The organism is Lysinibacillus sp. NPDC094403 (assembly GCF_050278745.1).
Classification (GTDB): domain Bacteria; phylum Bacillota; class Bacilli; order Bacillales_A; family Planococcaceae; genus Lysinibacillus.
The window spans coordinates 61,651-88,275 of the sequence record NZ_JBNNTL010000010.1; the positions used below are offsets into that span (position 1 = coordinate 61,651).

The 26,625-nt window shown below is 37.9% G+C and carries 24 protein-coding genes; 9 read left to right on the forward strand and 15 right to left on the reverse strand.

Annotated features, from left to right (window positions below; translation table 11 throughout):
- Positions 1 to 460 precede the first annotated feature (460 nt).
- Together ACQKMV_RS15375 and ACQKMV_RS15380 are read left to right on the forward strand one after the other, a co-directional pair.
- On the forward strand, positions 461 to 1,369 hold the full coding sequence (locus tag ACQKMV_RS15375; RefSeq protein WP_427505006.1) for a CAP-associated domain-containing protein: 909 nt from the start codon (positions 461 to 463) through the stop codon (positions 1,367 to 1,369).
- Between the two features lie 463 nt (positions 1,370 to 1,832).
- Positions 1,833 to 3,017, forward strand: a complete 1,185-nt coding sequence (locus ACQKMV_RS15380; protein ID WP_427505007.1) for a CaiB/BaiF CoA transferase family protein — start codon at positions 1,833 to 1,835, stop codon at positions 3,015 to 3,017.
- Between the two features lie 125 nt (positions 3,018 to 3,142).
- Here the strand turns inward: ACQKMV_RS15380 and ACQKMV_RS15385 are convergent, their stop codons facing one another.
- From ACQKMV_RS15385 to ACQKMV_RS15400, 4 genes are all read right to left on the reverse strand, one after another.
- A complete protein-coding gene (locus ACQKMV_RS15385; protein ID WP_427505008.1) occupies positions 3,143 to 4,618 on the reverse strand; it encodes a hypothetical protein in 1,476 nt (491 codons plus the stop codon).
- A gap of 739 nt (positions 4,619 to 5,357) precedes the next feature.
- Positions 5,358 to 5,912 (reverse strand): HPP family protein, encoded by a 555-nt coding sequence (locus ACQKMV_RS15390; protein WP_427505009.1) that lies wholly within the window; start codon positions 5,910 to 5,912, stop codon positions 5,358 to 5,360.
- A 246-nt stretch (positions 5,913 to 6,158) separates the two neighbouring features.
- Positions 6,159 to 7,514 (reverse strand): acetamidase/formamidase family protein, encoded by a 1,356-nt coding sequence (locus ACQKMV_RS15395; protein WP_427505011.1) that lies wholly within the window; start codon positions 7,512 to 7,514, stop codon positions 6,159 to 6,161.
- Between the two features lie 647 nt (positions 7,515 to 8,161).
- Positions 8,162 to 8,485 carry a helix-turn-helix domain-containing protein gene (locus ACQKMV_RS15400; protein WP_427505013.1) on the reverse strand — a complete coding sequence of 108 codons (324 nt, stop codon included), beginning with the start codon at positions 8,483 to 8,485 and terminating at the stop codon, positions 8,162 to 8,164.
- A 364-nt stretch (positions 8,486 to 8,849) separates the two neighbouring features.
- Here ACQKMV_RS15400 and ACQKMV_RS15405 point away from each other — a divergent pair, with 364 nt between their 5' ends.
- Both ACQKMV_RS15405 and ACQKMV_RS15410 read left to right on the forward strand, forming a co-directional pair.
- Positions 8,850 to 9,572, forward strand: coding sequence for a response regulator transcription factor (locus ACQKMV_RS15405; protein WP_427505014.1), 723 nt, complete (start codon positions 8,850 to 8,852; stop codon positions 9,570 to 9,572).
- The gene (locus tag ACQKMV_RS15410) at positions 9,569 to 10,972 is read left to right on the forward strand and encodes a sensor histidine kinase (RefSeq protein ID WP_427505016.1); all 1,404 of its coding nucleotides are present in this window, start codon (positions 9,569 to 9,571) and stop codon (positions 10,970 to 10,972) included. The genes ACQKMV_RS15405 and ACQKMV_RS15410 overlap by 4 nt, the downstream gene beginning before the upstream one ends.
- A gap of 16 nt (positions 10,973 to 10,988) precedes the next feature.
- On the opposite strand, the gene ACQKMV_RS15415 is transcribed toward ACQKMV_RS15410, so the two are convergent.
- The 8 genes from ACQKMV_RS15415 to ACQKMV_RS15450 form a co-directional block, all read right to left on the reverse strand.
- The gene (locus ACQKMV_RS15415) at positions 10,989 to 11,351 is read right to left on the reverse strand and encodes a YxeA family protein (protein ID WP_427505017.1); all 363 of its coding nucleotides are present in this window, start codon (positions 11,349 to 11,351) and stop codon (positions 10,989 to 10,991) included.
- A gap of 1 nt (position 11,352) precedes the next feature.
- Positions 11,353 to 13,221, reverse strand: a complete 1,869-nt coding sequence (locus tag ACQKMV_RS15420) for an FtsX-like permease family protein (RefSeq protein WP_427505018.1) — start codon at positions 13,219 to 13,221, stop codon at positions 11,353 to 11,355.
- Complete coding sequence (locus ACQKMV_RS15425) at positions 13,208 to 13,975, reverse strand: ABC transporter ATP-binding protein (protein ID WP_376074376.1); 768 nt, start codon at positions 13,973 to 13,975, stop codon at positions 13,208 to 13,210. The genes ACQKMV_RS15420 and ACQKMV_RS15425 overlap by 14 nt, the downstream gene beginning before the upstream one ends.
- Positions 13,976 to 14,629: 654 nt before the next feature.
- Complete coding sequence (locus ACQKMV_RS15430; protein ID WP_427505019.1) at positions 14,630 to 15,103, reverse strand: glutathione peroxidase; 474 nt, start codon at positions 15,101 to 15,103, stop codon at positions 14,630 to 14,632.
- A gap of 17 nt (positions 15,104 to 15,120) precedes the next feature.
- A complete protein-coding gene (locus ACQKMV_RS15435) occupies positions 15,121 to 16,455 on the reverse strand; it encodes an FAD-dependent oxidoreductase (protein ID WP_427505021.1) in 1,335 nt (444 codons plus the stop codon).
- Positions 16,456 to 16,468: 13 nt separating this feature from the next.
- Positions 16,469 to 16,978, reverse strand: a complete 510-nt coding sequence (locus ACQKMV_RS15440; protein ID WP_427505022.1) for a hypothetical protein — start codon at positions 16,976 to 16,978, stop codon at positions 16,469 to 16,471.
- 199 nt (positions 16,979 to 17,177) lie between these two features.
- Positions 17,178 to 17,747 carry a VanZ family protein gene (locus ACQKMV_RS15445; protein ID WP_427505024.1) on the reverse strand — a complete coding sequence of 190 codons (570 nt, stop codon included), beginning with the start codon at positions 17,745 to 17,747 and terminating at the stop codon, positions 17,178 to 17,180.
- A 751-nt stretch (positions 17,748 to 18,498) separates the two neighbouring features.
- Positions 18,499 to 18,786 carry a DUF6509 family protein gene (locus tag ACQKMV_RS15450; protein ID WP_427505025.1) on the reverse strand — a complete coding sequence of 96 codons (288 nt, stop codon included), beginning with the start codon at positions 18,784 to 18,786 and terminating at the stop codon, positions 18,499 to 18,501.
- 169 nt (positions 18,787 to 18,955) lie between these two features.
- Here ACQKMV_RS15450 and ACQKMV_RS15455 point away from each other — a divergent pair, with 169 nt between their 5' ends.
- From ACQKMV_RS15455 to tatC, 5 genes are all read left to right on the forward strand, one after another.
- Positions 18,956 to 20,140, forward strand: coding sequence for an alanyl-tRNA editing protein (locus ACQKMV_RS15455; RefSeq protein ID WP_427505026.1), 1,185 nt, complete (start codon positions 18,956 to 18,958; stop codon positions 20,138 to 20,140).
- Between the two features lie 355 nt (positions 20,141 to 20,495).
- Positions 20,496 to 21,242, forward strand: coding sequence for a gluconate 2-dehydrogenase subunit 3 family protein (locus tag ACQKMV_RS15460; RefSeq protein WP_427505027.1), 747 nt, complete (start codon positions 20,496 to 20,498; stop codon positions 21,240 to 21,242).
- Positions 21,243 to 21,259: 17 nt separating this feature from the next.
- Entirely contained in the window at positions 21,260 to 22,972 is a 1,713-nt protein-coding gene (locus ACQKMV_RS15465; RefSeq protein ID WP_427505028.1) for a GMC family oxidoreductase, read from the forward strand.
- 35 nt (positions 22,973 to 23,007) lie between these two features.
- Positions 23,008 to 23,211, forward strand: a complete 204-nt coding sequence (gene tatA / locus ACQKMV_RS15470; protein ID WP_427426182.1) for a twin-arginine translocase TatA/TatE family subunit — start codon at positions 23,008 to 23,010, stop codon at positions 23,209 to 23,211.
- An 11-nt stretch (positions 23,212 to 23,222) separates the two neighbouring features.
- Positions 23,223 to 24,068 carry a twin-arginine translocase subunit TatC gene (gene tatC, locus ACQKMV_RS15475; protein ID WP_427505029.1) on the forward strand — a complete coding sequence of 282 codons (846 nt, stop codon included), beginning with the start codon at positions 23,223 to 23,225 and terminating at the stop codon, positions 24,066 to 24,068.
- 14 nt (positions 24,069 to 24,082) lie between these two features.
- Here tatC and ACQKMV_RS15480 read toward each other — a convergent pair whose 3' ends face one another.
- The 3 genes from ACQKMV_RS15480 to ACQKMV_RS15490 form a co-directional block, all read right to left on the reverse strand.
- Positions 24,083 to 24,898, reverse strand: coding sequence for a metallophosphoesterase (locus ACQKMV_RS15480; protein ID WP_427505030.1), 816 nt, complete (start codon positions 24,896 to 24,898; stop codon positions 24,083 to 24,085).
- Between the two features lie 286 nt (positions 24,899 to 25,184).
- A complete protein-coding gene (locus tag ACQKMV_RS15485; RefSeq protein WP_427505032.1) occupies positions 25,185 to 25,907 on the reverse strand; it encodes an amino acid ABC transporter ATP-binding protein in 723 nt (240 codons plus the stop codon).
- Complete coding sequence (locus tag ACQKMV_RS15490; protein WP_427505033.1) at positions 25,900 to 26,559, reverse strand: amino acid ABC transporter permease; 660 nt, start codon at positions 26,557 to 26,559, stop codon at positions 25,900 to 25,902. Before ACQKMV_RS15490 ends, ACQKMV_RS15485 begins: the two co-directional genes overlap by 8 nt.
- Positions 26,560 to 26,625: the final 66 nt, after the last annotated feature.

Genomic DNA, 26,625 nt, shown 5'->3' on the forward strand with positions numbered 1-26,625 from the left:
AAGAGTATTTGTCAAAATAGTGAGCTTTTCAAGACCCTCTTATAGCAAAAGTAATATAGTAGACTCACCATCATAAAACGTGTGGTTGATTTCCGTTCCGACTAAGCGCTTTCCTAGGGGCGTCGGGCCAACAGATGTTTTTTGCGCGAAAGCGAAGTGGCAGCGGCAACAGCACCGAGGTTGGTCACGAAGGCGTTATCATAGGATGTGATGGCTTTAGCCTTCGTTCCTCTAACGCTAATCCCCAAGGAGTTGCCAAGTCGAAACGAAGATCAACTAATATAAAAGGCATACATTTTAAACAAATATCATCTTCAGCTTTTAATGAGCCATATAGTAGAGGAAGTTCCAAAATTTTAGCATCGTTAATGGAACAAAAATATAGTAATTTATATCTATGAAACTTTTATTATTTCGATAGATTTTAATTATAAATTTATTATTAGAAGAGGGTTTAAATATGTTGTTACGTAAAGTAGCTCCGATAATGGTTGGTTTTAGTATGGCTCTATGGAATACTTCTCTCAATCCAAAGAAGTCAGCTCGTTCAATTGTAACAAATACACAAAAATCTTTGTCAATATCTAACTTTCAAAGTGAATATAAGATGAAATGGCATCGAGTAGAGACAGACTACTCCCAATTTTTCCTCGTAGGCAAACATAATTCCAATGAGGTCGGAGGATATGAAACACGCACTGGGTATAGCGTATTTGGTATTCGTATCGGTGCTAATCGAACAGATGTGAATAAAAAATACGGTCTTCCACTTAGAGCCATTCACTATCAAAACACAAGCTATTTGCTCGATTACAAAAATAGTGAAGGCAATACTACACACGGGACCTATTTGATTGATCATCATTATGTTACTTTTTTCTATGATTTACACAAAAACAATATTGTTCGTTCTATTATTTGGATTAATGCCAAAACAGAATTAAGTAAGTATGGTTATTATGGTAAGCCTTCCAAAGAACTACGAACAGGACTTGAAGATTTAATGGTTGACCTAATTAACCATGAGCGAGTTATAGAAGGATTACAGCCACTCATTTATGACAAAGGGTATAATCCTATTGCTCAGCTGCATAGTAGCAATATGATCACACATCAATTTTTTAGTCATGAAGATCATAATGGTAATCATTCCAATGACCGCCTCACTGCTGGTGGAGTTAATTACTATTGGTATGGCGAAAATATAGCCCATGGTCAGCACAATAGTATATTTGCCCATGAAGCACTGATGAACTCAAAAGGCCACCGTATAAATATTTTAAGAAAAGAATTTACACATATATTTGTTGGTGTCTGCTTTAAAGATAACGGTGCGCCCTATTATACAGTTAACTTTTATTCTAAGTAATTTGAATGGTTGAAGTTTATCAGCGCTGACCAATAGTACAAATAATCTCTATGCAGAAATCTATTGCATAGAGATTTTTTAACCTTATCGTAATCTGTAAGGATTCTTTAACTTCTTTCAGCAGATGTAGCTGAAAGAAGTTAAAACGTATGCCCTTTTTATAAGTTGATTGATTGGACCAAACGGAACAAAACCACCCACACGTTATGAGGATAATCCCACATTCTGAATATTTTTACTTTTATCGTTATTCTGACATATAATTTTTCAACTAAATATTCTATAATAAAATTTAACATAGTCAAGCCATCAATTCTTCTGTTATAATACTGATAATTTACAATCACTCTGTATTAATACAGAGTGATGCACGCTTTTCACAAAATGGGGATTATGAGAAAAGCGCTACAATACCTTCTTAAATAGAAGACGTTGTAGCCTACACAAAAAGGGGTTGGGAGATTTGGGTATTTTAAAGGGGTTAAAAATTCTCGATTTTTCTGCATTACTACCGGGACCAATGGCGACAATGATATTTGCTGATTTAGGCGCAGAGGTTATTCACGTTGAATCATCAAAGCGCGTAGATTTAACGCGTATTATGCCACCTTACGACGATGATCATGAGGCGTATATTCATCAACATTTGAATCGCTCTAAAAAGTCATTAACATTAAATTTAAAATTGCCTGAAGCTATAGAAATTGTTAAGTCACTCGTTAAAGAGTACGACATAATTATCGAAGGATTTCGACCTGGTGTCATGCAACGACTTGGCATCGGCTATGAGGCTTTAAAAGAAATAAATCCTAAAGTTATTTATTGTGCTGTTACAGGCTATGGACAAACTGGACCATATAGCAATCGGCCTGGACATGACAATAACTATTTATCATTAGCTGGTATACTTGATTATTCACGTCATAAAGATAAAAAACCTGTCTCAATGGGTATTCAGCTAGCTGATATTGCTGGGGGCACAATGCATGCAGCGATTGGAGTACTTGCTGCTGCTTTACATCGTGAAAAAACAGGTGAAGGGCAATATATTGATATAAGTATGACCGATGCTGTATTTTCGCTCAATGCTATGTATGGGTCAGCCTATATTGGTGGTGATCGTGTGCCTCAGCCCGAGCAAGAAATTTTAAATGGTGGCAGCTACTATGACTTTTACAAAACAAAAGATGGCAGATTTTTCTCAGTAGGAAGTCTTGAGCCTCAATTCCGCAGATTACTTTGTGAAGCGCTTGATATTCCTGAGCTCATTGATAATACTTTTAATGATTCATACTATACACAAATTCGTTTTAAAGAGGCTGTCCATGATGCGTTCTTATCAAAGACTTACGAAGAATGGCTTGAAGTATTTAACGAGAATTTCGAGGGATGCGTCGAACCCGTATTAACTTTTCCTGAAGCATGCGAACATCCTCAGCTCAAGGCTCGTGACATGATTGTTGATATTCCCAAAAGCGACGGTACTACGCAAAAACAAATTGCATCTGCTTTTAAGTTTGACGGTGTTAAGCCGCAGTACAAGCATGTAGGTGCTAAGCTTGGAGAGCATAATGAAGAAGTGTTATCTTCACTTGGCTATAGCGTCGAGCAGATTGCAGGCTTAAAGGACAAAGGGGTTTTAGAATAATATCATAAGCGCCAACTGCACGAAATAAAAAGAGTGTCTAATGCTGCATTTATCACATTAGACACTTTTTTTGTATTTCTAATCAATTAAGCCTCGGCACAATTGCGTTCGGAATCGGAAAGGAGTTAAACATATGCACTAATAAAAACTCGTAGCTTTTCGAAATGATCGTCAATGAGTAAATATTTTTTATAAATTTCCATTAATTTTTCAAAAAGCTCATACTGCTCTGTTACAAATAATACCTTTAAAATATTGAGCATATGCAAGGATGCGCTCTGTGCTACCAAACTGTAAGGAGTTTCTGGCTGACGGTAATGTCGACGCCATTCTTCCACAGACAAGCCGACTTGCTGTAATGAATTATTAACATGTAGAGCAATATCCTGCTGAACAAACGCCTCAATCGCAATAAATTGCTCATTACTATAGTTACCCTGTACTAAAGTGGCATGTATTTTTTTATTAGATGCTAGTACATGTTCCTTTAAAAGGAGGAGCCCCTCTTGATAACGTCCCATTTTTACATAATGATCAAGCAGTACTGCATACAAGTTTTCTAAAAAATTAAGTTCATAATTTTTAATGATGGCAGGAGGTGTTGGCTTACGATTCGGCAATAACTCCTTATACTCCAATAAAATCTCTATCGCGTAGTTATTAAGTCGTTCATCTTCTAATAAATACTCTCCGTAGTGAATAACAGTTTCATGATTTTTTTCCTTATGTGCTATATGAAATAGAAGATATGCAATCAGAGCTTTTTCTTTCTCTGTCAATGCATACATCGAATAACGCCAATCCGCTTCAAAAGAAGTAATTAGAGCTTTTACGCATTGATAATCCCCTTCTGATAAACGATAGTGCGTTACAATTTGGTAGAGATGTAACTGCTTTTTTGCTAAACAAGTAGAATTATGGTTATCCACATAAGTTATACACTTATCCAGGATTTTTCTGTGATTATTCACAAAGTTATTCACATGTGCATAAGTTTCTCTTGTAGAATGCTCAATATGACCCATCATTTCATGGATAAATGTGAATTGTTCTAATGGTTTGTGGATAAATAGTGAATACACTTTTTTCATGAAAAGCCAATGCCAAAATTGGGCATCTTCTTTATAAATCATATGCACTAAATATTCATTTTCAAATTTATATAAAAATATAGTTTGTAGTTCATTGACTGGCATTGTAATTTGCATTCGCTTCCCGAAAATTAGCCAGATTAATCGCTCTAAGTCCATTGTATGCTGTGCAAAAAGCTGCTCAAAAAAGGTCTCCTTGCCTTTTTGCGTATAAAAAAAAGCATTGAGACGTTCATTAACAAATTTAGTATCTAAACCATGCTTGTTAAAAAAAGTTTGCATATCTGTCGTTACACGGCCCCAATATTTTCGTGCAGTTGAAAACGCAATATTCATCGCTGTTTCCTCATTCACTAAAAATAAATTCGGTGAAAGTGCAGTACCTAGTATTTTCGGGTCTGCCTGTGAGTCACTCTCTGCCTCTAACCATTTTGAAAGTAATTTTTCAGCACCCTTTTCACCACTTTGTTTATATGTCATGAATAACTGCTCATCACAATCCAACAGCATGCAACTGGAGCCCCCCATCAAATTCAACCAACAAAGATCTTCCCCTATCATGTAAAATACTTGTCTAATTGATTACTCTTTCTTCAATATAACAAATCTTATCCAACATATGCTAAAAAATCGTGATATGCATAAAAGAAATGACAACAAAAGTATTCGTCAAAATCGACAACTTCAGCTACAGCAGCATAAAAAAAGCCATCTATAAAGGGCAGATACTTCATAGACGGCTTATAAGATTAAGTTTCGGTTTAAAAAATGGCAAATGAGCTCATTGGACAATCACTCATAAGTTGGTAGCCCATTCGTATTGTCACCAATAGCTCATTGCCTTCGCTAGTCAAAGCTAGCTCCATATTACGCACAACTAAAGAAAGCTATGCATTATTCACCAATACAACAGAGAAAAAACATTCTCAAAACAGTAGACGAGCGACCAACAAAATAGTTACAAAAAAAATTCGTCAAGTTTGACGAATTTTTTTCTGCATCGAAAGCGTAGCGGCAGATGCAAAAAAGGTTTTCAAATCCATCAAATTTTTGATGGATTTTTTTCTGCCCCGAAAGCGTAGCGGCAGGGGCAAATGGTTTTCAAATTCGTCAAGTTTGACGAATTTTTTTCTGTATCGAAAGCGTAGCGGCAGATGCAAAAAAGGTTTTCAAATTCATCAAATTTTTGATGGATTTTTTTCTGCCCCGAAAGGGCAACTTTTTTCCGCCACTTACTTCAATTTATTCTTCACCAAAACGAAGGGTATTTCCGCGTTTCTCGTAGATTATTTATCACAAGACCAAAGAATACGATAATGAGAGCGCCTATAAGAACGGGCGTTACTAGATAGTTCCATCCATAGCCCCCTAAAATAATAATAATCGGATTTGCTCCTGCTGGCGGATGAATGATTCCTAATAGGGACATTAAAAAAATGGTTAAACCTACGCCAAGGCTAATTGAGACAATGCTCGTCCCTAACAACGAATACATGGTCAAGCCGATAAAAGCTGAAATCAAATGACCTCCAATAATATTTCGAGGTTGGGACAATGGCGCATTCCAAACGACAAATACGAGTACACAGCTTCCACCAAGTGACGCCATTAACCAAGGCGCCCCTGTATAGTTCGCCAACCAAAGCAATACGAAAATACATATTAATCCACCGATTGCACCTGTTATAGCATCAGCAAAATTTGTTCGTGAAGGAGCATGTCCCCCACCTTTCATCTTGAATATGTATGTTTTAATAGGGTTTGTTTTTTCTCTCTTGTCTTGCAAACGTACGAAATCTGCCATAAGTCACCTTTTTTCTATCCAAAATACTATAAAACTGTATCGAGTTTTTGTATATTCTAAGCTTGTTCTATTATAGCAACTAGAATTCCATTTCAAAATGTAAAATTTTAGACATAACTATCAATTATGCCTCGGCATAATTGCGTCCAACTTTCACCATACAAAATTCAGTTATTTTTCTCCCTATAACAAAAAAAGCAAACTATGAAATTTTCTAGTTTGCTTTCTTTTCGGGCTTCTCAGCATTTAATCATATTGCTTTTTCACTGGTTTATAAATTCGTGCTTTTTTCAGTGCTGTTTTAGGTACTTGGAAAGTTGCTGTTACAACTCCTGGATGACGGCCAATTTCAATCGATCCTGTAATCGTCGCTCGATTCATAACCTCTGGCTCGCTCATTTCAAAAAGCCTTGCAGCACGGCTTATAGCATTAGTTGTTGCTTCATTTAATGATGTTCCAGAGCCAACAATTGATACAGGGAATACTTCCTCCACTTGTTTAACGCCGAATTCCTCAGCAAGCTCACGTGCACGTCGTTTTTCTTCCTTTGTAAAAGGTTTTGCCGTATAAGGTAAATCCTCTGTATTTGGCAATAAAATAGGGCCATCCAAAGCTACTTTTTTCAATACACTTACCTGAAGTTGAACAATACCGGCAACATCCGTTGTATGTCCTGCAATTTCACCGTCCCCTTGCATTGCGTGCATATCACCTATATACACACCGCCACCCGGAACCTTTACTGGACAAATAATCGTTGCACCCTCACGAACACGGCTTATATCCATATGTCCATCTGTACGGTGTGTGTCTAATTCATTTTGAGTAAATGCATATTCATGTGGTGCACCGATTAAAAGCGATCCAAAATCACCAGCATTATGGGAGTCTGGCATCGCCTTTGAAGGCGTCGTTCCAAGTTGCCCTAAAAATGGTCGCATTCTTGCCATAACACCAATCAAATCACTTGGTGCTAATGCAACTACAGGATTTTGCACAGAATTTTCAGGTGTACGCATATAATTTTTTGCATCAAGAGCAATACGTCGAGCCCCTTCTCGCCCAACAGTGACACCAAAATTACCTTTATGATCTAGTGCCATCGTATAGCCATTCGTCATGTTAAAAGGTGATGTTTCTGTATCACATGTCGAACAGCGAATGGATTGTCGACCTATCCCTTTGACAACTGTACTTGGATGAAGCTTACCGCAGCCTGGACATTTTACTGATACGAATGGATCCCCAATGAATCGATCTGTAATTACCTCATCGTGCCCAGATGCTGTTGCTAATGATGTTACCTGGATTGATTTAATCTTGATAACAATGGCGTCTCCTACCTCTGCCCCTTCTACAAATACAGGCTTTGTTACTTCATGCCCACCACGAATCGTTGGTGTTAGCATCGGGCCCCAACATCCTGGCGTCGTATTAGCAATAATTGTTCCGCCGTCTTTGACAGGTCCAAGCATTTTCTGTTGTGGATCTAAAATACCATCTATGAATTCATTTACGAATAATGTTTCAACGCCTAAGGGCTGCTGTATAAAGTCTTCACTTTGCATTCCTTCTTCTAGCACATGCAATTCGCTTGTCATTTTTTTCGTCACGCTCCTAGTTATTATGTTATGTATATATACTTTTGTTAAAAACCTTATGTGTCTAAAAAGTTCCCTAACAAAAATTTGCTACAAAAATCTGCTTCGCTTTCGTGACCCTCTAACTTGGATTCATTTTGTTATTTTGCATAGCAAATTACTGTCAACGCTTTATATAAATTTTTGTAGTGAATTGTCGATTATAAAGCTTTATTTCGACATCAAGTTTGAAAGTTCCTGCCATTTCGAGGAAAATGTCACTAATCGTATGTATTGAATAATCATAGTAGCGTTGAAATCCTTCTTACACGTTCCATATGAATAAATGAATGATTTCCGTTCAATAGAATTGGATGTGCCATTGATTACATGGAAAATTATGCCTTCTATTATATATATTTTCAACCATTTATACAAAAAAAGCACAAACTCATACAAATGCATTGTAAAAGTCTGCACTATTATTTTGTAAACACAAGCATCTTCAAATCTCTTTTGGTGTAGGTAGTTTTAGTACTATGAAAATAAGTGTAGTTGGTAATACATGTATTTCTCGGTGTAATTAAAAAAGCTCCAACAATTAGTAACCGAACGTTGGAGCTAGACAGTGCTTTAAAAGAGCTGCATTTATTTTTTCAATATACTGTTTAAAAATGGTTTAAAATCATTGAAATCAATCCGTATAGCATTCCAATAATCGGTATAAGAACCCACCATCTTGTTGTTTGAAGTTTATTATCTGTATTCTGGATTATAATTTTTTTTTGAAAATCTTTGTCGCCTTTAACCAATTCATCTAACGAAATATTATATAGCTCACTTAACAAAATGAGATTATCTAAATCCGGATAACAATTACCGTTTTCCCATTTTGAAACAGATTGTCTAGAAACATTTAATTTTTGAGCAATATCTTCTTGTGAAAAATTGTGTTCTTCTCTCTTATTTTTTAAGTTCTGAGATAAATTCATAAATCATTCCGCCTATCATTTTTGATACCTTAACTTTACTGAAAACCCATAAAATAATCGAGAACTCATTGGTTACTTTTTCCGCAACCTAAAGTTGCATCGTTGATTTTAAAGGCTTTTTTCATATTAAAATTTCAAGTAATGTCTCAATTCCTTTTTTAAGCAAATTTCATTTATAATGAGTCACATAAAGTGAACTTCAATCGGTGGGAAGATTTCAAGTACGTTAGCACTACTCTTCCGCGTTATAATGAAGAACCCTTTTTGAGATAATAAAGAAATGTTTATCGTGCTACTGTTTATACATTATTTTTAAAATGCTAATGACGATTTACAATAATAAAGAAGAAAGGACGTGTGAACAATGCAAGAACCAACTATTCTAGTGGTGGATGATGAGGCAGATTTAGCAAACCTTCTAAAAGTCAGCCTACAAAAAGAAGGTTATAAGCAAATTCATACAGCTGGCTCCATTCAAGAAGCATGGACGAGCTTTCAACAGACACAACCCGATATAGTACTTCTTGATGTGATGCTTCCTGATGGCGAGGGTTACGATTTATGCCGACGTATTCGAGAAGTGTCGCATGTGCCAGTGCTTTTCATGTCTGCGAAAAATGAGGAAATTGATAAAATTTTAGGACTTGCTATCGGAGGAGACGATTATATTACGAAACCTTTTAGTCCTAAAGAGGTTGCCTATCGTGTGAAGGCACAGCTTCGCAGAGCTGGCTATCAAACGCAGGAAGCAGCGCCAATAACTTCCGTGAAGTCGATTCAAGTTGGTCCATTCTTGCTTAATGGGGATGAAACGGAGGTACATAAGGACGACGTTTTATTGGAGCTAACGGCGAAGGAAATTGGCTTGATGGCTTGCTTTATGAACAATCCTAATCGAATTTTAAGTAAAGAAACTCTGTTTGAGCGTGTATGGGGAGAGGACTTTTTCGGCTCAGACAATACCGTCATGGTGCATATTCGACGTCTGCGTGAAAAGGTTGAAAAAGATGCATCAAAACCTGTGTATATTATAACTGTAAAGGGTCTTGGCTATAAATTTGTTATTCCCAAAGAGGAGCATGTATGAAATGGAAATTAACAGCTAGATTCCTTCTTTCTGTGCTGTCTATTGTTATTATTGTTATTTTCGTCAATACGGTCATTCTAATCGGACTTCTCACTTATCAGCTAACAAATGATTATGATCGAGGAATTGCTAATACAGAAGAAAACTTTGTCCGGGACTTCCAGAAGTATATTGAAATCAGTAATGGTACGCCATCAGTAAGTGAAGAGGGGCTTCAACACTTACATCAGCGAAATGCTTGGATTCAATTGCTTGATGTAAATGGCCAGGTCCTTGAATCTCATTTTGCACCAGATAAGGCTCAGTCGCATTATGCACCCATCGATTTAATTCAAATATATAAATATAAAGAATTTGATGCTGACACTACGGTATATGTAGGCAGTAAAGATGATGTTAGTTATCTCATTGGTATTAAAGGTAGTGGTACTACAAGATTAGTCATGCATTTTTCTGGCTCATCAGTATTACAGTTTATTGGCAAGTTTGGGTTATTCATTGTTATTGCTGACTTATTAGTCGCTACACTAGTTGGATGGCTTTTCGGTCGAACGTTGACCAAGCCTCTGCATGCAATGATTGAACGTATTCGCCATTTAAAGAATCATGATCATATGCCTAGTAAAATGCCACGTGGTGTGTACAAACCAGTTTTTGAGAATTTAAATGAAGTATCGAGAGAGCTTGCTGCACATGAACAGGAACGTAAAAGATTAGAGATGATGCGCGAGGAATGGATTAGCAATGTCTCACATGATATGAAAACACCTCTTGCCTCGATTCGTGGTTATTCGGAGCTACTGAATGATGGAAAATTAACTCCTCATGAACAAACAGAATACGCTCAGATTATCGAAAAACAATCATTGCATATGCAAGATTTACTGGATGATTTAAACTTAACTATGCGATTAAGACATCAGCAGCTTCCACTCAGCTTAAGCGAAGTAAATATGGTGCAATTTATTCGCGAAATCGTTATTGATACACTCAATACACCACAATATGAGCAGGCCAATATAGAATTTACTGCAACTAAAGAAGTCATCAAACATCACATTGACGTGCACTTTATGCGCCGTGCAGTAATGAATTTTTTACACAATGCGTTGCTTCATAATGCTTCTGATGTTTCAGTCAAAGTTCTTGTTGATGATCATTCTATTACGATTTCTGATAATGGTAACGGCATTTCCGCAGAAGACCTTGAACATATTTTTGAGCGCTATTATCGAGGTACAAATACTGAGCAAACGCATGGTACTGGGTTAGGTACTGCTATTGCTAGAGATATTATCGAAGCGCACGGAGGAACTGTAACGATTACCTCTGAAGAACAACAAGGTACAACTGTCAGCATTCAATTACAAGAAGGAAAAAAAGGAGTAGCCCGACACTAGGGACTACTCCTTCTTCTTATTTCTTCATTATCTCCTGTACTTTTGTAGGTAGCTCATGGAATTTTACTTCATCATATGATGTAACTTCCGTTTCTTTTTTTACATAAAGCTTCATGTATGCATCATGGCGTAAATTTTTCTGAGCTGAAAACTTTAATGTTTGCTCTTTACCGTTTTCGTCATAAGCAAGTATCTCGTACCAATACATTTTCATAATTTTTCCACTATCTAGCTTATATTCTTCTATATCACCATCAGTAGTGATATGAACATAGTATGCCTCTTTATTTAAACGGTTAAAATCTACGGTCATCAGAACAACAAGACCTGCTACGAACAATAAGAACAGTGCTCCTATACCTAAGAAAACCTTTTTCATATTAATTCTCCTGTCTAACAATTTTATAGAATGAACGAACTGTAAAGATATAATATATGCCGTAAATTGCCGAATAAGCAATCATCCACAGTATTACTGGTTTAGTTATATCCATACTAAATAGCTGTGAAAAGGCTAGTAGCGCAAATACACTATGGACAATGCCAACAACGAGTGGTGCGCTAAAGATAACGGCAACCTGCCCTGCAACCGTTTTTAATATTTGTTTTTTGTTAACACCGATTTTATTTAATATCGCGTATTTAGACTGATCTTCCTCTGCCTCTGTTAAAACTTTGAAGTAAATAATACTTCCTGTCGCTGCTAAAAATACTAATCCTAAAAAGCTTCCTACAAACAATAGTGATCCTACAGTAGCTAAACTATCCTCATAACTTTGCGGAACACTTGAAAACCCTTCCTGCTGTTCAGTAGATAGTTGACTGTAAATCTCCTTTGAAATGGCTTGTTGCTTCAAGTCATTATCCATACCCACTACCTGCATGTTAACATCTTCTGCATTTGTTGCAGCGAACACTTTATCATTAACAACGAGTACTGTCCCAGCTGGCATAAAGTTTAATACACTCTCTGTGTACATTTTATCAACATGGAATGATTCCCCGTTCTCCAATTTAAACTTTTCACCCGTAAAATCATGTGAAAAACGTTCATCGAAGCTTGCATCAAGTAAAACTGTTGAACCATTGGCAATGTGCAGTTCTTCATCTTTCCCCTGCAATTTTGCTAGACGATTATAGTCAGATTCCTTTAATAATGTATATTCAAAAAACGAAAGTTCATTATCCACGCGTAAATTTTTCACAGAAAGCGATTCGTTGTATAAGACGTCTTCTTGAGAAAATTTTACCGTATCGCCCTTCCACATAAATGTATTAGGCAGCGCTTGACGTACGCTGGCTTCCGCATTGTAATACATACCGAAAACGCCGCCACCTGCTGTGATCGTAGTCGCACTTAATATAGCGATGATCGAAAGCGATTTAGCGTTTGCTCGAATACGGTACAATAATTGTGATACACCAATTAAATTCAAGCCTTTCCATGACCAAGAAGTTGCTTTTTTCAACGCCGTTAGCACAAATACGCTAACACTATGGAATAACAGATATGTCCCTGCAATCGTCACACCTATAACCATTAGTGGAGTACCTAGTACAGTAAATAATCTCCAAATATTACTCGTAAAGATATCTGAAGACGCTGTATAATAACCAAATGCAAGTAACGCTGTCCCAAGAATAGCTGTTAAAATCGATGCACGTGGAATTTTCTCTCCTTGCTTCTCTGCATGAAACAGGTCAATCAACTTAAATTGATAGATGACACGATAGCCCTGTAAAGATGTGAATAAAAATAATAGAGCAAAAATCCCTGTTGTATTTACTAGAGCCTCAGATGAAAATGTTAAACTTCCTACAATCTCGTAGCCCATCAAACGGACTAAAATCATTAATAACCCTTGTGACATAAAGAATCCAAGAACAATTCCTAGTACTAGAGAGACAAGCCCAATCACTAAATTCTCGAAAAAGAGCATTAAGCCAATTTTTTGTTTACGCACACCTAATAGTGAATAAAGTGCTACTTCCTTTTTTCGTTTTTTCATAAAAAACGAATTGGAATACGCTATAAAGATGATGATAAAGAATAATAACACAACGGATGATGCACTCATCAACCCTTTAATTTGCTGTGAAAATTCCTTTAACGACGAGAGATCATCATTATATTTCAATGTCACAAATGTAAAGTAAATGACGATACTAAAGACCATCGAAGCGATATATAAAAAGTAGTTCGACAAATTGCGCTGAATATTTTTACGCGCTAAACTAAATAACGTCATTTACTCCACCTCCGATGCCAGCAAGCACCTGTAAAATCTCTTGGAAGAACTGCTTTCTTGTTTGAGTACCACGATGAATTTCCTTAGAAAGCTGTCCGTCCTGAATGAATAATATGCGCTGACAGAAGCTTGCAGCAAATGCATCATGCGTAACCATCATAATAGTGGCAGCTTGAGAATTATTTAAATCACTTAAACTTTCAAGTAAGTCTGTCGCTGATTTTGAATCAAGAGCACCTGTTGGCTCATCCGCAAAGATTAATTTCGGCTCGGTTACTAACGCACGTGATGATGCTGTACGTTGCTTTTGCCCACCTGAAATTTGATATGGATATTTATCGAGTAACTCCTTTATACCAAACAATGTAGCTATACGTTCTACCCTTGCGTTAATTGCCTTTGTTGGCACCTTTGCAATTGCGAGCGGCAGTACAATATTTTCACGAACTGTTAAAGAATCGAGTAAGTTATAGTCTTGGAAGATGAAACCTAGATTGTCGCGACGAAAATCTGCTAACTCTGCATCCTTCATGCGCGCTAAGTTTGTATCACCAATAATGATTTCACCAGTCGTTGGTGTATCGATTGTCGCTAACACATTTAATAGCGTTGATTTTCCTGCCCCTGAAGGCCCCATTACACCAACAAACTCTCCTTTTTCTACTTCAAATGATATATTCGATAGCGCTGTAAATGTATTTGCGCCTTTGCCGTAAGTCTTTTCTACATTTTGTACCTTTAATAATGGCGTCATAAACGCTCACCTCTTCTTTCTGACTTTAGTATACGACCCCAAACTTACAGCAAATTTGACGCAAGCTTACAACAACCTTAAATCGTAGGCACTTCACCATAACGAGTGGTTGATTTCCGTTCCGACTGGGCGCTTTCCTGGGGGCGTCCGATGAGCCGCTTCACTCGCGTTGCTCGCTCCAGGGTCTCATCTGTGACGCTAATCCCCAAGGAGTCGCCCAGTCTCCACTCCAATCAACCTATCAACATGACATACGTTTTAGCAATGCCACCCAACTTTTACGTTTTATCGCTCAACTTCTGAATTTCATCGACATCTGCCTGACAAAGAGCAAAAAAAAGATTCACACACAAAACTGTGCGTGAATCCTTTTACTTTATTATGTCGCCCAGTCGGAACGAAGATCAACCTATCCTCATGACATTCGTTTTAACAAAATGTCATCCAACTTTTTAGTTATCGGGACACTTTCATGAATTATCGCCTAACTTTAAATCTTTATCGACTAACTTTCACGTTTTACACCCAACTTTTGAATTTTATCGACTAACTTTCACGTTTTATCACCCAACTTCTGAATTTTATCGACATCTACCTGCCAAAGAGCAAAAAAAAGATTCACACACAAAACTGTGCGTGAATCCTCTAACTTTATTATGATAATATTTTTTTAATATCATCCTCAAAGCTACTTGGCTTATCAGCTGATCCGTAACGCCCAACAACTTCACCATTACGATTCACAAGGAATTTTGTGAAATTCCACTTTACACTGTTGCCAAGAAAGCCTTTTGAATGTGATGTCAAATGTTCAAAAATAGGGTGTGCATCCTTACCATTGACCTTCACCATTTCATGCATAGGGAACGTCACTCCATATGTCAAACGACATTGTGACGCCGCTTCCTCAGCAGTTGCTACCTCTTGCTTAAACTGATTTGATGGGAAGCCAAGAACAACAAGGCCCTCATCCTGATATTTGTTAAATAGACCTTCTAATTCTTCAAACTGCGGTGTAAAACCACATTTTGAGGCCGTATTAACAATTAACATTGCCTTACCCTTATAACGATCCAAGCTATATTCAGTACCATCTTCTAGAGCAACCTGAATGTCGTAAATGCTCATTGCTAATTCCCCCTATGTTATAAACGCGCATTTTTTCTGGCAATCTGCTGTAGAGGATCCCAAACACCATTAAATGGAGGCGCGTAGGCTAAATCTAAATCTAGTAAATCTGGTAATGTCATTTTATTGTATAAGGCTGTCGCAAACACATCGATACGCTTATCAACACCTGCAGGGCCAACAATTTGTGCTCCTAAGAGCTGTTGATCTCGTTTACGAACAACAATTTTAATAAACATCCGTTGAGCACCTGGATAATAACCTGCAATATGTCGTGCAGATAATTTAAATGCCTCATATTCAAAGCCTAGCTCTTTAGCATTACGCTCATTAATACCTGTCGTGGCAATCGTTAAATTGAAAAACTTTAAGATTGAAGTACCTACAATACCACTAAACGGCGCAGACTTGCCAGACATATTGAGTCCCGCTAAACGGCCTTGTTTATTAGCTGTCGTGCCGAGAGGTATATAATCTAAGCGTTCTTTCACAATATTAAAATGCGTTGCACAATCTCCCGCAGCATAAATATTTTCAACAGATGTCTCTAAATGTCGATTGACGATGACTGCCCCATTTTTAGCCAGTGCTATGCCTGTTCCCTCTAAAAATTGCGTATTCGGTTTAATCCCTACAGCCATAATGACTAAATCTGTATCAAACGAGCCATTGTCTGTAATAACACGTTCAACACGGTGATTCCCCTCGAATGCCTCTACTTTTGTATTTAACACAAGCTCGATATCGTTCTTTTTTGCTTCCTCATGAACATGTTGAGCAAGCTCTTCATCTAAAATTCTTGCAACATAGCTACCGCGTTGAATCAATCTTACTTTTTTGCCGCAAGCATGTATCGTCTCGGCCATCTCTAGCCCAATATAGCCTGCACCTATTATTGTTACATTTTCTATATCTGGCGTTAAATCAGCTAGTAAATCCTCTAGCTGAGGTATTGTTTTCACAGTGTGTATACCCGTTAAATCTGAACCCTTCTCCACCGGCATAATAGGGTCCGCGCCTGTTGCAATAAGTAGCTTATCATAGGGAATTTCAAATGATTCCCCAGATGATTGTGTTCCCAAAACAAGATTCTTGTCTACATCAATTCCGTTAACCTCATGGCCAACACGAGCATCAATACCATACTTATCACGAAACGTTTCTACATCTCTCGCTATGAGACGCTTTGTCGATGAAATACGTCCATCTACAACATAGGGCAGCCCACACTGCCCATATGAATAAATAAATCCACGTTCTACAGATGTAATCTCTGCTCCTGGTACATTTCGATATATTTCCATTGCTGCTGACATTCCGGCAGCATCTCCCCCGATGATTACGTATTTCATCCAACCATCCCCCTTATTTTTTTCTTGTTGCTATTAAGCATGCATAATGGTCCATATAAAAACGGTGTCTTCCTCCACTTACGATGACACGTAATACATGAATAGCAATAACCATCGTTAGAACAAGATTCGCTACAAAAGCTAGCAATGTAATGACAATTTGTAGTACATAAAATGGTGAATCCATATTTAATTTAATATGGCCTATTGTTGTTATAATCTCCGAAGTACATACTACCACGATAATGGCAATACACCGGCGCCAAGATTGACTTACAATACTTTTGCCGTTTTCACTTACCATTGTAAATCGCATCATCTTCATCCCTAACGTTGCTCCATTTGTAAAGCTTGGCACAACGCCAAACAACAACATATACAAAGCTATTTTTACTAAAAATTCGAAAATACCACTATAGCCTGTTACGGCACCAATACTGAACAAAATGATATGTGCGATAAATAAATCTATTGCTAGTGCTAACAAAATAGATAATGGCTTGACGATATCTTTTTTGACCATTTCTGCTGCTTTAGCCGCCACCTCTTCATGAGAAGGAAACAGCGCCCACACAACAGGGGCTAAAAAGAACCCTAATAGTGCCCCAACACTGTTAAGTAATCAATTATGCCTCGGCATAATTGCGTCCAGAATCGGCTTTGTGCTTGCACAAAGAACTCCTTTCCGATTTCGTGACATCCGCCGGAGGCTTTAACTTCTTTCAGCAGGTGTTTGGACACCCGCTGAAAGAAGTTAAATCATCCACATCAAAAATTCGATACGCACAATTAAAGATGCCATAAATCCCTGTAAATTGGGTTACCTCATAAAACAATGTTAGCAAAAAGCTAAATAGAAATGCACGCTTCCAGTACTCTCTTTTTTTAAGAAAATAACGCAAGTATACGCCAAATGGCATGAGCAGTAAGAAATTATAGAATGCCTGGTAAAAAGCGGGTTGCTTCGGTATATAAATCCATGTCGATGGATTCGTCAGAACGATCCCACTATCCTTTAAAATATCAGCGACAAATTGAAAAGGATGTAAATTATAATGTACTGTATCCGGGGCTTGTAGAGAGCAAGTATCACGTGTTTCCGGGAAAGGCAGTAAAACTAAGCATAGTGCCGATAAAAAGTAAAAAATAAATGAGAACATAATAATCGTTTTGGATACAGATAAGTAGCCATATTTCCGATACGTATAAATAAGCCACGGTACAAATAGTACAAAGGATGAGAAAATTGTTATTAAAAAAGCAACCATAATGGAATGTGTATAAACTGACATAAAACACCTCTTCGTTTAAAAATCGGCTCTTCACCATAACGTGGGATTGATTTCCGTTCCGGATGGGCGCTTTCCTGGGGGCGTCCGATGAGCCGCTTCGCTTCGCTGCAGGGTCTCATCTGTGACGCTAATCCCCAAGGAGTCGCCCAGCCTCCACTCCAATCAACTATATACAAGCATACGTTTTAAAAAATATTATCCCTAACTTTTAATGATAAATTTAAAAATCCCCATTTTATTTAAGTCTTAAGCTTAGTCTAACACTTCAACACAACACGAATATTTCACCAATCTTAAATAATTCTTAATTAGTGATGTAACGATCAATTATGCCTCGGTATAATTGCGTCCGGAATCGGCTTTGTGCTTAGGCCTGCAGGATGCAGGTCAGTTAGCCGTTATCGCAAGGATGCGATGATTTTAGGCTAACATCCTTTACTAACTCCTTTCCGATTCTGTGACATCCGCCGGAGGCTTTAGGCCAAAACGATGTTGGTCACTCAGTCGTGTGTTGCTGTCGCTGCGCTTTCGCACAGATTAATTGCCACAGGACGTGGCGTTCTTAGACTGAGTTCCTCTATTTCAGCGAATGTTTGGACATCTGCTGAAAAAAGTTAAAATTCCGCGTTGACTCCCAGGAGACAAACAAGAGTACACCAATGTAGCTCGTGCCTGCTCACGGAAAGAAAAGCGGAATTTTATCAAATAAGAAAATATTAATTTTTGTTGGAAAGGCTTTTACGCGATTATACTATGCTTTTGCGATTTCCTCTTTGCAAAATGCTAAAATCTCTTTTAGCTCATCATCCTCTAATGCGAAATCTAAATACTCACCTTTAGCTTTTTCCATGATGAAGTAATTTAAAATAAATGGCTCTTCACCTTTTTCAGCAACCAGTACTCGAATCTCAATTCCTGCTTCATGATAAAGCTCATCTTCTTCATCAATATCTACATCTAAAATAAACTCGTAACGCTTACCTTCAATAATGTTTGTTGGATCTAAAATTTCTTCCATTGAGAATTGTGTAATTTCCATTGTACGATCTCCTTTAAGTTAACCTGTTCTTTTTATATATTAAATCAAATTCAGCATGGGTCAACTAGAAAACTCGTATACACTTGAAAGTAAATATGCCACAATGAAATTAAAATAATTGAGAGACGCGATTCTCTTAAGGATACTCTACATAAAGGAGGCTTTTTTCTTGAAAGAGCTACTATATTATCAAGATGTCATGCTACGTGAATTTGATGCAACAATTGTCGATAAAGGAACTGATATAGATGGCCGTAACTACGTGGTGCTATCAAATACTGCATTCTATCCAACAGGAGGCGGACAACCTCATGACACAGGTACTTTAAATGATATCGAAGTCATTAATGTTGAGAAAATTGATGATGAAATTCGTCATTATATTCAAGACGACTCTTCGCTTTTGACTGGGGAAGTGCATGGACAATTGAATTGGCAACGACGATTTGATCATATGCAGCAGCATGCAGGTCAACATATTTTAACAGCTGCTTTTGTCGAGCTTTTTGATGCACCAACTGTGAGCTTCCATTTGGGTAGTGAGCAGGTCACAATTGATATTGCCGTGGACACCTTAACGGAAGAACAGCTTGTGGCTGCGGAAGCCCGTGCTAATGAAATAATTCTAGAAAATCGTCCCATTGAAACGAAATGGATTACAGAAAAAGAACTTGAGAACTATAGCCTACGTAAAGAAGTAGCGGTCACAGGAGATATTCGACTCGTTATTATTCCTGATTTTGATTACAACGGTTGTGGTGGTACCCATCCAACTTCAACAGGACAAGTCAGCGCAATAAAAATTCTTGGCACGGAAAAAATGAAAGGCAATATTCGCGTCTCCTTTGTCTGTGGCCACCGAGTTTTAGCGGAGCTTGCAATGCGAAAGAAAGTGCTAGCTGACGTTGCCAGACAACTAAGTGTACCTGAAGAGGAAGCGGCTACAGCACTTGCAAAAGTCTTAACAACGCAGAAAAATACAGAAAAAGCACTTGTAGCAGCAAAAGAGGAACTACTAAATTATGAAGCAAAAGCGTTAGTTTCTAGTAAAGAACGTATTATTACTGCAGCCTTTACTCAGCGTTCTATGCAAGAGCTTCAAAAATTAGCTCGGACTGTTGTCGCTGAACAGGCAGACGCTGTCGTATTACTCGTTTCAGAAAATGAAGACAAGCTTCAGTTTGTCGCAGCACGTGGTGCAAAAGTTGAGAAAAGTATGAAGGGCATTGCTGCAAAAGCACTTCCACTCGTTAATGGAAAAGGCGGTGGTAGCGATCAGATGGTACAAGGCGGTGGCGAGCGTATTATCTCTACCGAGGAACTATTTGAAGCTATGCAAGAAGTACTAAACTAACCTTTTCGATAATAAATTACAAAAATAGGAGCCGTTCCATCACTGGGGCGGCTCCTTTATTCATTCATGCTTATCATCACTTGCTGCACGTTCTATTGATGCTATGTTCCCCATCGATTGTTAACCACAAGACATTTGCCCAGCTGAAGTAATAGATCCCTCAGCACCTTATTTTTATCCACAAATTATCCACAGTTAATGTATAACTTGTCCACAATTTATCTCGATTACATCAATTCGATTCACCAGTTGGATGATATTAAAAATTTTCCCAGATATACCTGATTATAATTTACTTTTTTTGCTGATTATAAAAAATAGAATGGTTTCTATACATTTTGAGGGGAGGATTTCTATGAGTTCAGAAAAGGATGTTTCACGTCGTGATTTTTTAAAAACAACAGGGATCGCAGCAGGTACATTAGTCGGCGGTGGATTAATAGGAGGGCTTGTTGGCTATAACATGCCTAGTAAAGGGACTACTACGCTAGAGCATGGCCAGCATGGAACCGCTACCGAAGAGACTGGTTCGCCAAAAGCTAAAATGTTTTTTATGAATCAAAGAGATTTCAATATTTTAGTGAATGCTACTGAACGTATTTTCCCTGAGGATGATTTAGGCCCGGGGGCAAAAGGCTTAGATGTGCCTTACTTTATCGATCATCAGCTAGCAGGGCAATATGGAAGTAATTCTAAAGAATATATGCATGGACCTTTTGGTGAGGGTGCCCCAACACAGGGTTATCAGAGTCGTTTAACCCGTGCGGAAATTTTTAAGCAAGGTGTTCAAAAGTTAGAGTCGGAAGCACAGAATCGCTATAAAAAGAGCTTTAATGATATTGATGGTAAGCAAATGGATGAAATTTTAACTGCCTTCCAGAAAGGTGACGTGCAAATGAGTGGTGTCACATCTGCTTTCTTCTTTACTTTATTACGTGCAGCAACATTAGAAGGTGCTTACTCCGACCCTATATATGGCGGGAATCGTAACATGGATGGATGGCGTATGAAGAGCTTCCCTGGTCATCAAATGGCGTATATTACTCAAATCGAAGATCCGAAATTCCAAAAAATTGAGCCTAATTCATTAGGCAGTCACTAATATAAGGGGGTAAGGGAATGGCAACAACATTACCAAGTGTAGACGTTGTTACAGTCGGGGTAGGTTGGACCGGCGGCATTGTCGCTGCAGAGTGCTCGAAGGCAGGCTTAAAAGTAGTTGGTTTAGAGCGCGGACAAAAGCGCGGCACAGAAGATTATCTGACTATCCATGACGAGTATCGTTATGCAATCCGCTATGATTTAATGCAAAATCTTTCGAAAGAAACCGTAAGCTTTCGTAATAATCGCAATATGAAGGCATTGCCCATGCGTCAGCTCGGTTCCTTTTTACTTGGTGAAGGGCTTGGTGGCTCTGGTACACACTGGAACGGTATGACGTATCGCTTCTTACCATACGATTTTCAAATTAAAACATTAACAGACAAACGTTATGGTCCGAAAAAGCTTGGACCTGATTATTTATTACAGGATTGGGGATTAACATACGATGAACTTGAGCCCTATTTCGATAAGTTCGAAAAAACAGCAGGTATTTCCGGGGATGATAAAAATCCATTTAGCGGAAAACGTTCAAATCCTTATCCTACGGGGCCTATGAAAATGACCCCGATGCTTTCGCAATTTGAAAAAGCTACAAAAAAATTAAAATTATCACCTTACATGGTACCTTCTGCAAACTTATCAGAAGTTTATAAGAACCCTGACGGTGAAACGATTAATGCTTGCCAATATTGTGGCTTCTGTGAACGCTTCGGCTGTGAATATGGCGCCAAATCATCTGCAGAGGTTACTGTTGTTCCTACTGCATTAAAAACAAATAATTTTGACTTACGCTATAATTCCAATGTTGTTGAAATCTTAAAAAAAGGCAATAAAGTAACTGGTGTCCGATATATCGATACGATATCTGGTGAAGAATTTATTCAACCAGCAAACGCTGTTGTACTTACTAGCTATGTCTTTAATAATGCCAAGCTATTAATGGTCTCTAACATTGGGGAACTCTATGATCCAGCTACTGGAAAAGGGACACTTGGAAGAAACTATTGCTATCAAATACTACCTGGAGCAGTAGGATTTTTTGATGAGCAATATAACACATTTATGGGTGCAGGTTCACTCGGTATGAGTATTGATGACTATAATGGCGATAATTTCGATCATAGTGACTTAGACTTTATTCACGGTGGAAATATAGCTCTAACACAAACTGGTGCACGCCCTATCGGCTCGAACCCAACACCTCCTGATACGCCAACATGGGGTGCAGATTTTAAAAAACAATCTATTCATTACTATACACGCTCATTCGGGATTGGTGCACAAGGTGCTTCGATGCCACATAAAGAAAATTATTTGTCTCTTGATTCTACGTATAAGGATGCTTACGGCTTACCTCTTATACAGTTAACGTACAATTTTACGGATCAGGATCGCGCGCTTCATAAATATATTTCAGCACGTGCAGCTGACATTATGAAAGAAATGGGCGCCAAAACCGTTGTCCCAAATGCTGAAATCACTGATTACAATATCGTACCTTATCAAACAACCCATAATACAGGCGGAACAGTTATGAGCTTAAAGCCAGAGAATGGCGTTGTGAATAACTACCTGCAACATTGGAATGTTGAAAATCTTTTTGCTGTGAGCGCCGGAAACTTTGCGCACAATAGCGGTTATAACCCTACAGGTACTTTAGGGGCACTAGCCTACCGCTGTGCAGAGGGTGTTGTGAAATATAGCAAATCAGGTGGCTCCTTAGTCTAAATAACAATCAAATTTTTTATAAGGAGGCAAGACTTATGGGAGGTCTTGGAGCAATCGGAGTACCTGGGTTAATCATCATTTTGGTAATTGTTTTAATTGTGTTTGGTCCGAAAAAATTGCCAGAAATCGGCGGGGCAGTCGGTAAAACATTTGCTGAGTTTAAAAAGTCCACGAAGGGGCTTATCGATGATGAAGATGATCCAGCGAAAAAAGAAGAAAAAAAATCTGACGTTTCGTAGGAGGGTTTCCTATGGATCCATATGAAGACGGAAAAAGAAAATATTTAAGTCCACTTGATAAGAAAGAAGCTGAGCCTCTCACACCTGTGGAGGCTTTTATTGAAATTCCAGTAGAAACAATTGAGCAGGATATGGTAGTTGATGAACCACTTTTTCCAATGGCATCATTACTTGAACATCTTACTGAACTGCGAAAACAAATTATTAAGGGGCTTATCGTATTTATTCTATTTTTTATTATCGTGTTCTCAACTATTAATATTTGGTTTCCTTATGTAACTCGAGGACATTCACTAATTATTTTAGGACCGTTAGAGGTTGTCAAATTTTACATGACGATATCCACAACACTAGCTTTCGGGTTATCTATGCCATTTTTAGTTCATTTTTTGTGGAGTTTCGTAAAGCCAGGTTTAAAAGAAGAAGAAAGCCGTTTCCTCGGTCTTTATGCACCTGTCATGCTAGTACTCTTCTTATTAGGCGTAGCTTTCGGTTACTTTATTGTTAATCCACTCAGCTACTCGTTTTTAGTGAGTATAGGGGCAACTAATTTTGATGTCATGGTATCAGCAAATGAATACATGCATTTTTTAGTGATGACAACTGTACCACTCGGACTACTCTTTGAATTACCAATCGTAGCCCTCTTTTTATCATCCATTGGTGTACTAACGGCTGAATCCATGAAAAAAATACGAGGCTGGTCTTATATCGGGATGGGCGTTGGTTCTGCTTTGATTACACCACCCGATTTTATAAGTCAGCTACTCGTATTAATTCCAATGATTATTTTATATGAAATAAGCATTTATCTTGTTAAACGTATAGAGCGTAAACAAATAGAAAGCACTGCGTAACAAAGACGCCGTGCTTATTTTTTCTTTAATTCCATTACAAGAATCTCTGGTAGATTAAAAATCCGCATAGGTACTGTACTATTACCTAATCCTCGACTAACGGCCATAGTTGTTGTTCCTTCTTTATATAGACCTGCCGTATATTTTGGGAATATTCCCTGTCCTCGTGCGAAAAGACCACCAATACCAGGAATTCGAACTTGTCCACCATGTGCATGTCCTGCAAATACTAAATCAATTCCAAATTCCACATACGTATCAAACACTTCTGGTCGATGTGCTAGTAAAATCTTTAGTACATTTGGTTGAACATTTCTTGTTGCTATCTCTAGCATTTCTTTCGTTGTTCTACCCGATAACGGATCTTCTATGCCAACAATCGCCAAGCGCTCCCCGTCGCGCTCTATAATGGTCGATTCATTGGACAACACATGTACACCTAACGATGATAGCTCCTCATAAATTTCATTCACTTTATTCGTCGCTACTTCATGGTTTCCTAGTACATAATAAACATCCGCTAATTTAACTAATCCTCTAACAGCCTGCAAGCTTCGCTCCAAATTATAACGATTACTATCGACTAAGTCACCTGTAATAAAAATCAGGTCAGGATTTGTTGTTTTCACCTTTGCTATGAGTTTCTCTTGCTGTTCACCAAAGAGAGCATCCTGTAAATCTGATATTTGCGTAATGCGTAGCCCATCAAAGCTGGCAGGCACTTTTTCTGATTCGAATTCATACTTGCTTACAACCAGCCAGTGATTGTTTACGTACAAAAAAATGACTATAAAAACAAGAAAAAAACCTACATATAATAATTTTTTCAATCGCAATCGCTCACTTTGTGGCTTTTTCAGAAAAAATTCTGACCCTCCTATTATAAGCATAAAACTAAGTAATTGTAAGCACATACACTTAAAATCCATAGATTGCACACAAAAAGAGTAACCTTAAACGTATAGTTTGTTGATACAAACACTAAGAGTCTTGACTAGCCGGTTTTTCTGTAGGGGCACCTCCACGTTCAACAAATATGAATACCTCAAATGAAGCAATGTAAAAAAAAACGGATTTAGACACCTCCTTTAAGAAGATCTAAATCCGTTTTCTCGCTTATAATACTTTTTCTAAGAAATCTTTCGCGCGCTGTGTAGATGGTGAAGAGAAAAACTGTTCTGGTGATGCATCCTCTATCAACTTTCCGCCATCAAGGAATAGTATACGATCGGCCACTTCACGTGCAAAGCCCATCTCATGCGTTACGATTAACATGGTCATCCCAGTATCAGCAAGATTTTTCATAACAGCTAATACCTCTTTTACCATTTCAGGGTCAAGTGCTGAAGTTGGCTCGTCAAATAAAATTACTTTTGGATCCATTGCGAGTGCTCGGGCAATGGCAACACGTTGCTTCTGCCCTCCTGATAGACGGTTTGGATATTCATTGCGTTTTTCAAAAAGGCCAACCTTCGTTAATAAATCTTCAGCTTTTTTGATAGCAGCTGCCTTATCCATGCCCTTCACATTAATCGGTGCGTATGTTAAATTTTCAAGTACCGTTTTATGAGGGAAAAGATGAAAATGCTGAAATACCATACCGACTTCTTCACGGATTTTCATAATGTTTGTCCCTTTGTCCGTCAGGACGTCGCCAGCAATTGTAATCTTTCCGCTCGTTGGCTCTTCTAATAAATTTAAACAGCGCAGGAATGTTGATTTACCAGATCCCGATGGTCCAATAATAGCAATTACTTCTTTTTCTTTAACTTCTGTTGAAATACCCTTTAGTACTTCGTTTTGTCCATATGATTTGTGTAAATCTTCAATTTTAATCACTTTTTCTCATTCCTTTCTCGATTCGTTTACCAAGGAACGTTAATACAAGCGTCATAATGTAGTAGATCACACCCGCAAATAGTAAAGGCTCAAGATAGCGATATGTTGAACCACCTACAATGTAAGCACGGCGCATAATATCAAGTGCACTAATAACTGTGACAACGGCTGTTTCTTTATTTAATGTAATAAATTCATTTACTAAAGATGGTAAAATATTTTTTACGGCTTGTGGGATAATAATATCTTTCATCATTTTTGCATATGGAATACCTAGCGCTTGTGCCGCTTCCATCTGTCCTTTATCAACTGCATTAATACCAGCGCGAATGATTTCAGAAATATAAGCACCTGAGTTTAACCCGAATGCAATAATAGCCGTTGGAACTGGTTCAATTTGAATATCTAATAACTGTGGCACTGCATAGTAAATAATCATTAATTGTAGTACGAGCGGCGTACCACGGAAAATTGATGTATAAAAATCTGCAAACCAACGTAAAACATTCACTTTACCAATTTTACATAATGCTAGTAATATACCAACTATAAAACCGATGATGGATGCACCGATTGCAATTTGAAGTGTGACACCTATCCCTTTTAATATATAAGGAATAGAGGGAACGATAGCTGTAAAATCTAAATTCACAGTGCCCCCTCCTTTCTTGTTCTTTTTTAAGGAAATGAAAAGTATAAGCGATAGCTCGAAATAGAG

What these genes read in the sequence shown, in the direction of transcription:
- ACQKMV_RS15375 (WP_427505006.1), top strand. Translation starts at nt 461, where the DNA reads ATGTTGTTACGTAAAGTAGCTCCGATAATGGTTGGTTTTAGTATGGCT.
- ACQKMV_RS15385 (WP_427505008.1), bottom strand. Translation starts at nt 4,618, where the DNA reads ATGCTGTTGGATTGTGATGAGCAGTTATTCATGACATATAAACAAAGT.
- ACQKMV_RS15390 (WP_427505009.1), bottom strand. Translation starts at nt 5,912, where the DNA reads ATGGCAGATTTCGTACGTTTGCAAGACAAGAGAGAAAAAACAAACCCT.
- ACQKMV_RS15395 (WP_427505011.1), bottom strand. Translation starts at nt 7,514, where the DNA reads ATGACAAGCGAATTGCATGTGCTAGAAGAAGGAATGCAAAGTGAAGAC.
- ACQKMV_RS15400 (WP_427505013.1), bottom strand. Translation starts at nt 8,485, where the DNA reads ATGAATTTATCTCAGAACTTAAAAAATAAGAGAGAAGAACACAATTTT.
- ACQKMV_RS15405 (WP_427505014.1), top strand. Translation starts at nt 8,850, where the DNA reads ATGCAAGAACCAACTATTCTAGTGGTGGATGATGAGGCAGATTTAGCA.
- ACQKMV_RS15410 (WP_427505016.1), top strand. Translation starts at nt 9,569, where the DNA reads ATGAAATGGAAATTAACAGCTAGATTCCTTCTTTCTGTGCTGTCTATT.
- ACQKMV_RS15415 (WP_427505017.1), bottom strand. Translation starts at nt 11,351, where the DNA reads ATGAAAAAGGTTTTCTTAGGTATAGGAGCACTGTTCTTATTGTTCGTA.
- ACQKMV_RS15420 (WP_427505018.1), bottom strand. Translation starts at nt 13,221, where the DNA reads ATGACGTTATTTAGTTTAGCGCGTAAAAATATTCAGCGCAATTTGTCG.
- ACQKMV_RS15425 (WP_376074376.1), bottom strand. Translation starts at nt 13,975, where the DNA reads ATGACGCCATTATTAAAGGTACAAAATGTAGAAAAGACTTACGGCAAA.
- ACQKMV_RS15430 (WP_427505019.1), bottom strand. Translation starts at nt 15,103, where the DNA reads ATGAGCATTTACGACATTCAGGTTGCTCTAGAAGATGGTACTGAATAT.
- ACQKMV_RS15435 (WP_427505021.1), bottom strand. Translation starts at nt 16,455, where the DNA reads ATGAAATACGTAATCATCGGGGGAGATGCTGCCGGAATGTCAGCAGCA.
- ACQKMV_RS15440 (WP_427505022.1), bottom strand. Translation starts at nt 16,978, where the DNA reads ATGGTCAAAAAAGATATCGTCAAGCCATTATCTATTTTGTTAGCACTA.
- ACQKMV_RS15445 (WP_427505024.1), bottom strand. Translation starts at nt 17,747, where the DNA reads ATGTCAGTTTATACACATTCCATTATGGTTGCTTTTTTAATAACAATT.
- ACQKMV_RS15450 (WP_427505025.1), bottom strand. Translation starts at nt 18,786, where the DNA reads ATGGAAATTACACAATTCTCAATGGAAGAAATTTTAGATCCAACAAAC.
- ACQKMV_RS15460 (WP_427505027.1), top strand. Translation starts at nt 20,496, where the DNA reads ATGAGTTCAGAAAAGGATGTTTCACGTCGTGATTTTTTAAAAACAACA.
- ACQKMV_RS15465 (WP_427505028.1), top strand. Translation starts at nt 21,260, where the DNA reads ATGGCAACAACATTACCAAGTGTAGACGTTGTTACAGTCGGGGTAGGT.
- tatA (WP_427426182.1), top strand. Translation starts at nt 23,008, where the DNA reads ATGGGAGGTCTTGGAGCAATCGGAGTACCTGGGTTAATCATCATTTTG.
- tatC (WP_427505029.1), top strand. Translation starts at nt 23,223, where the DNA reads ATGGATCCATATGAAGACGGAAAAAGAAAATATTTAAGTCCACTTGAT.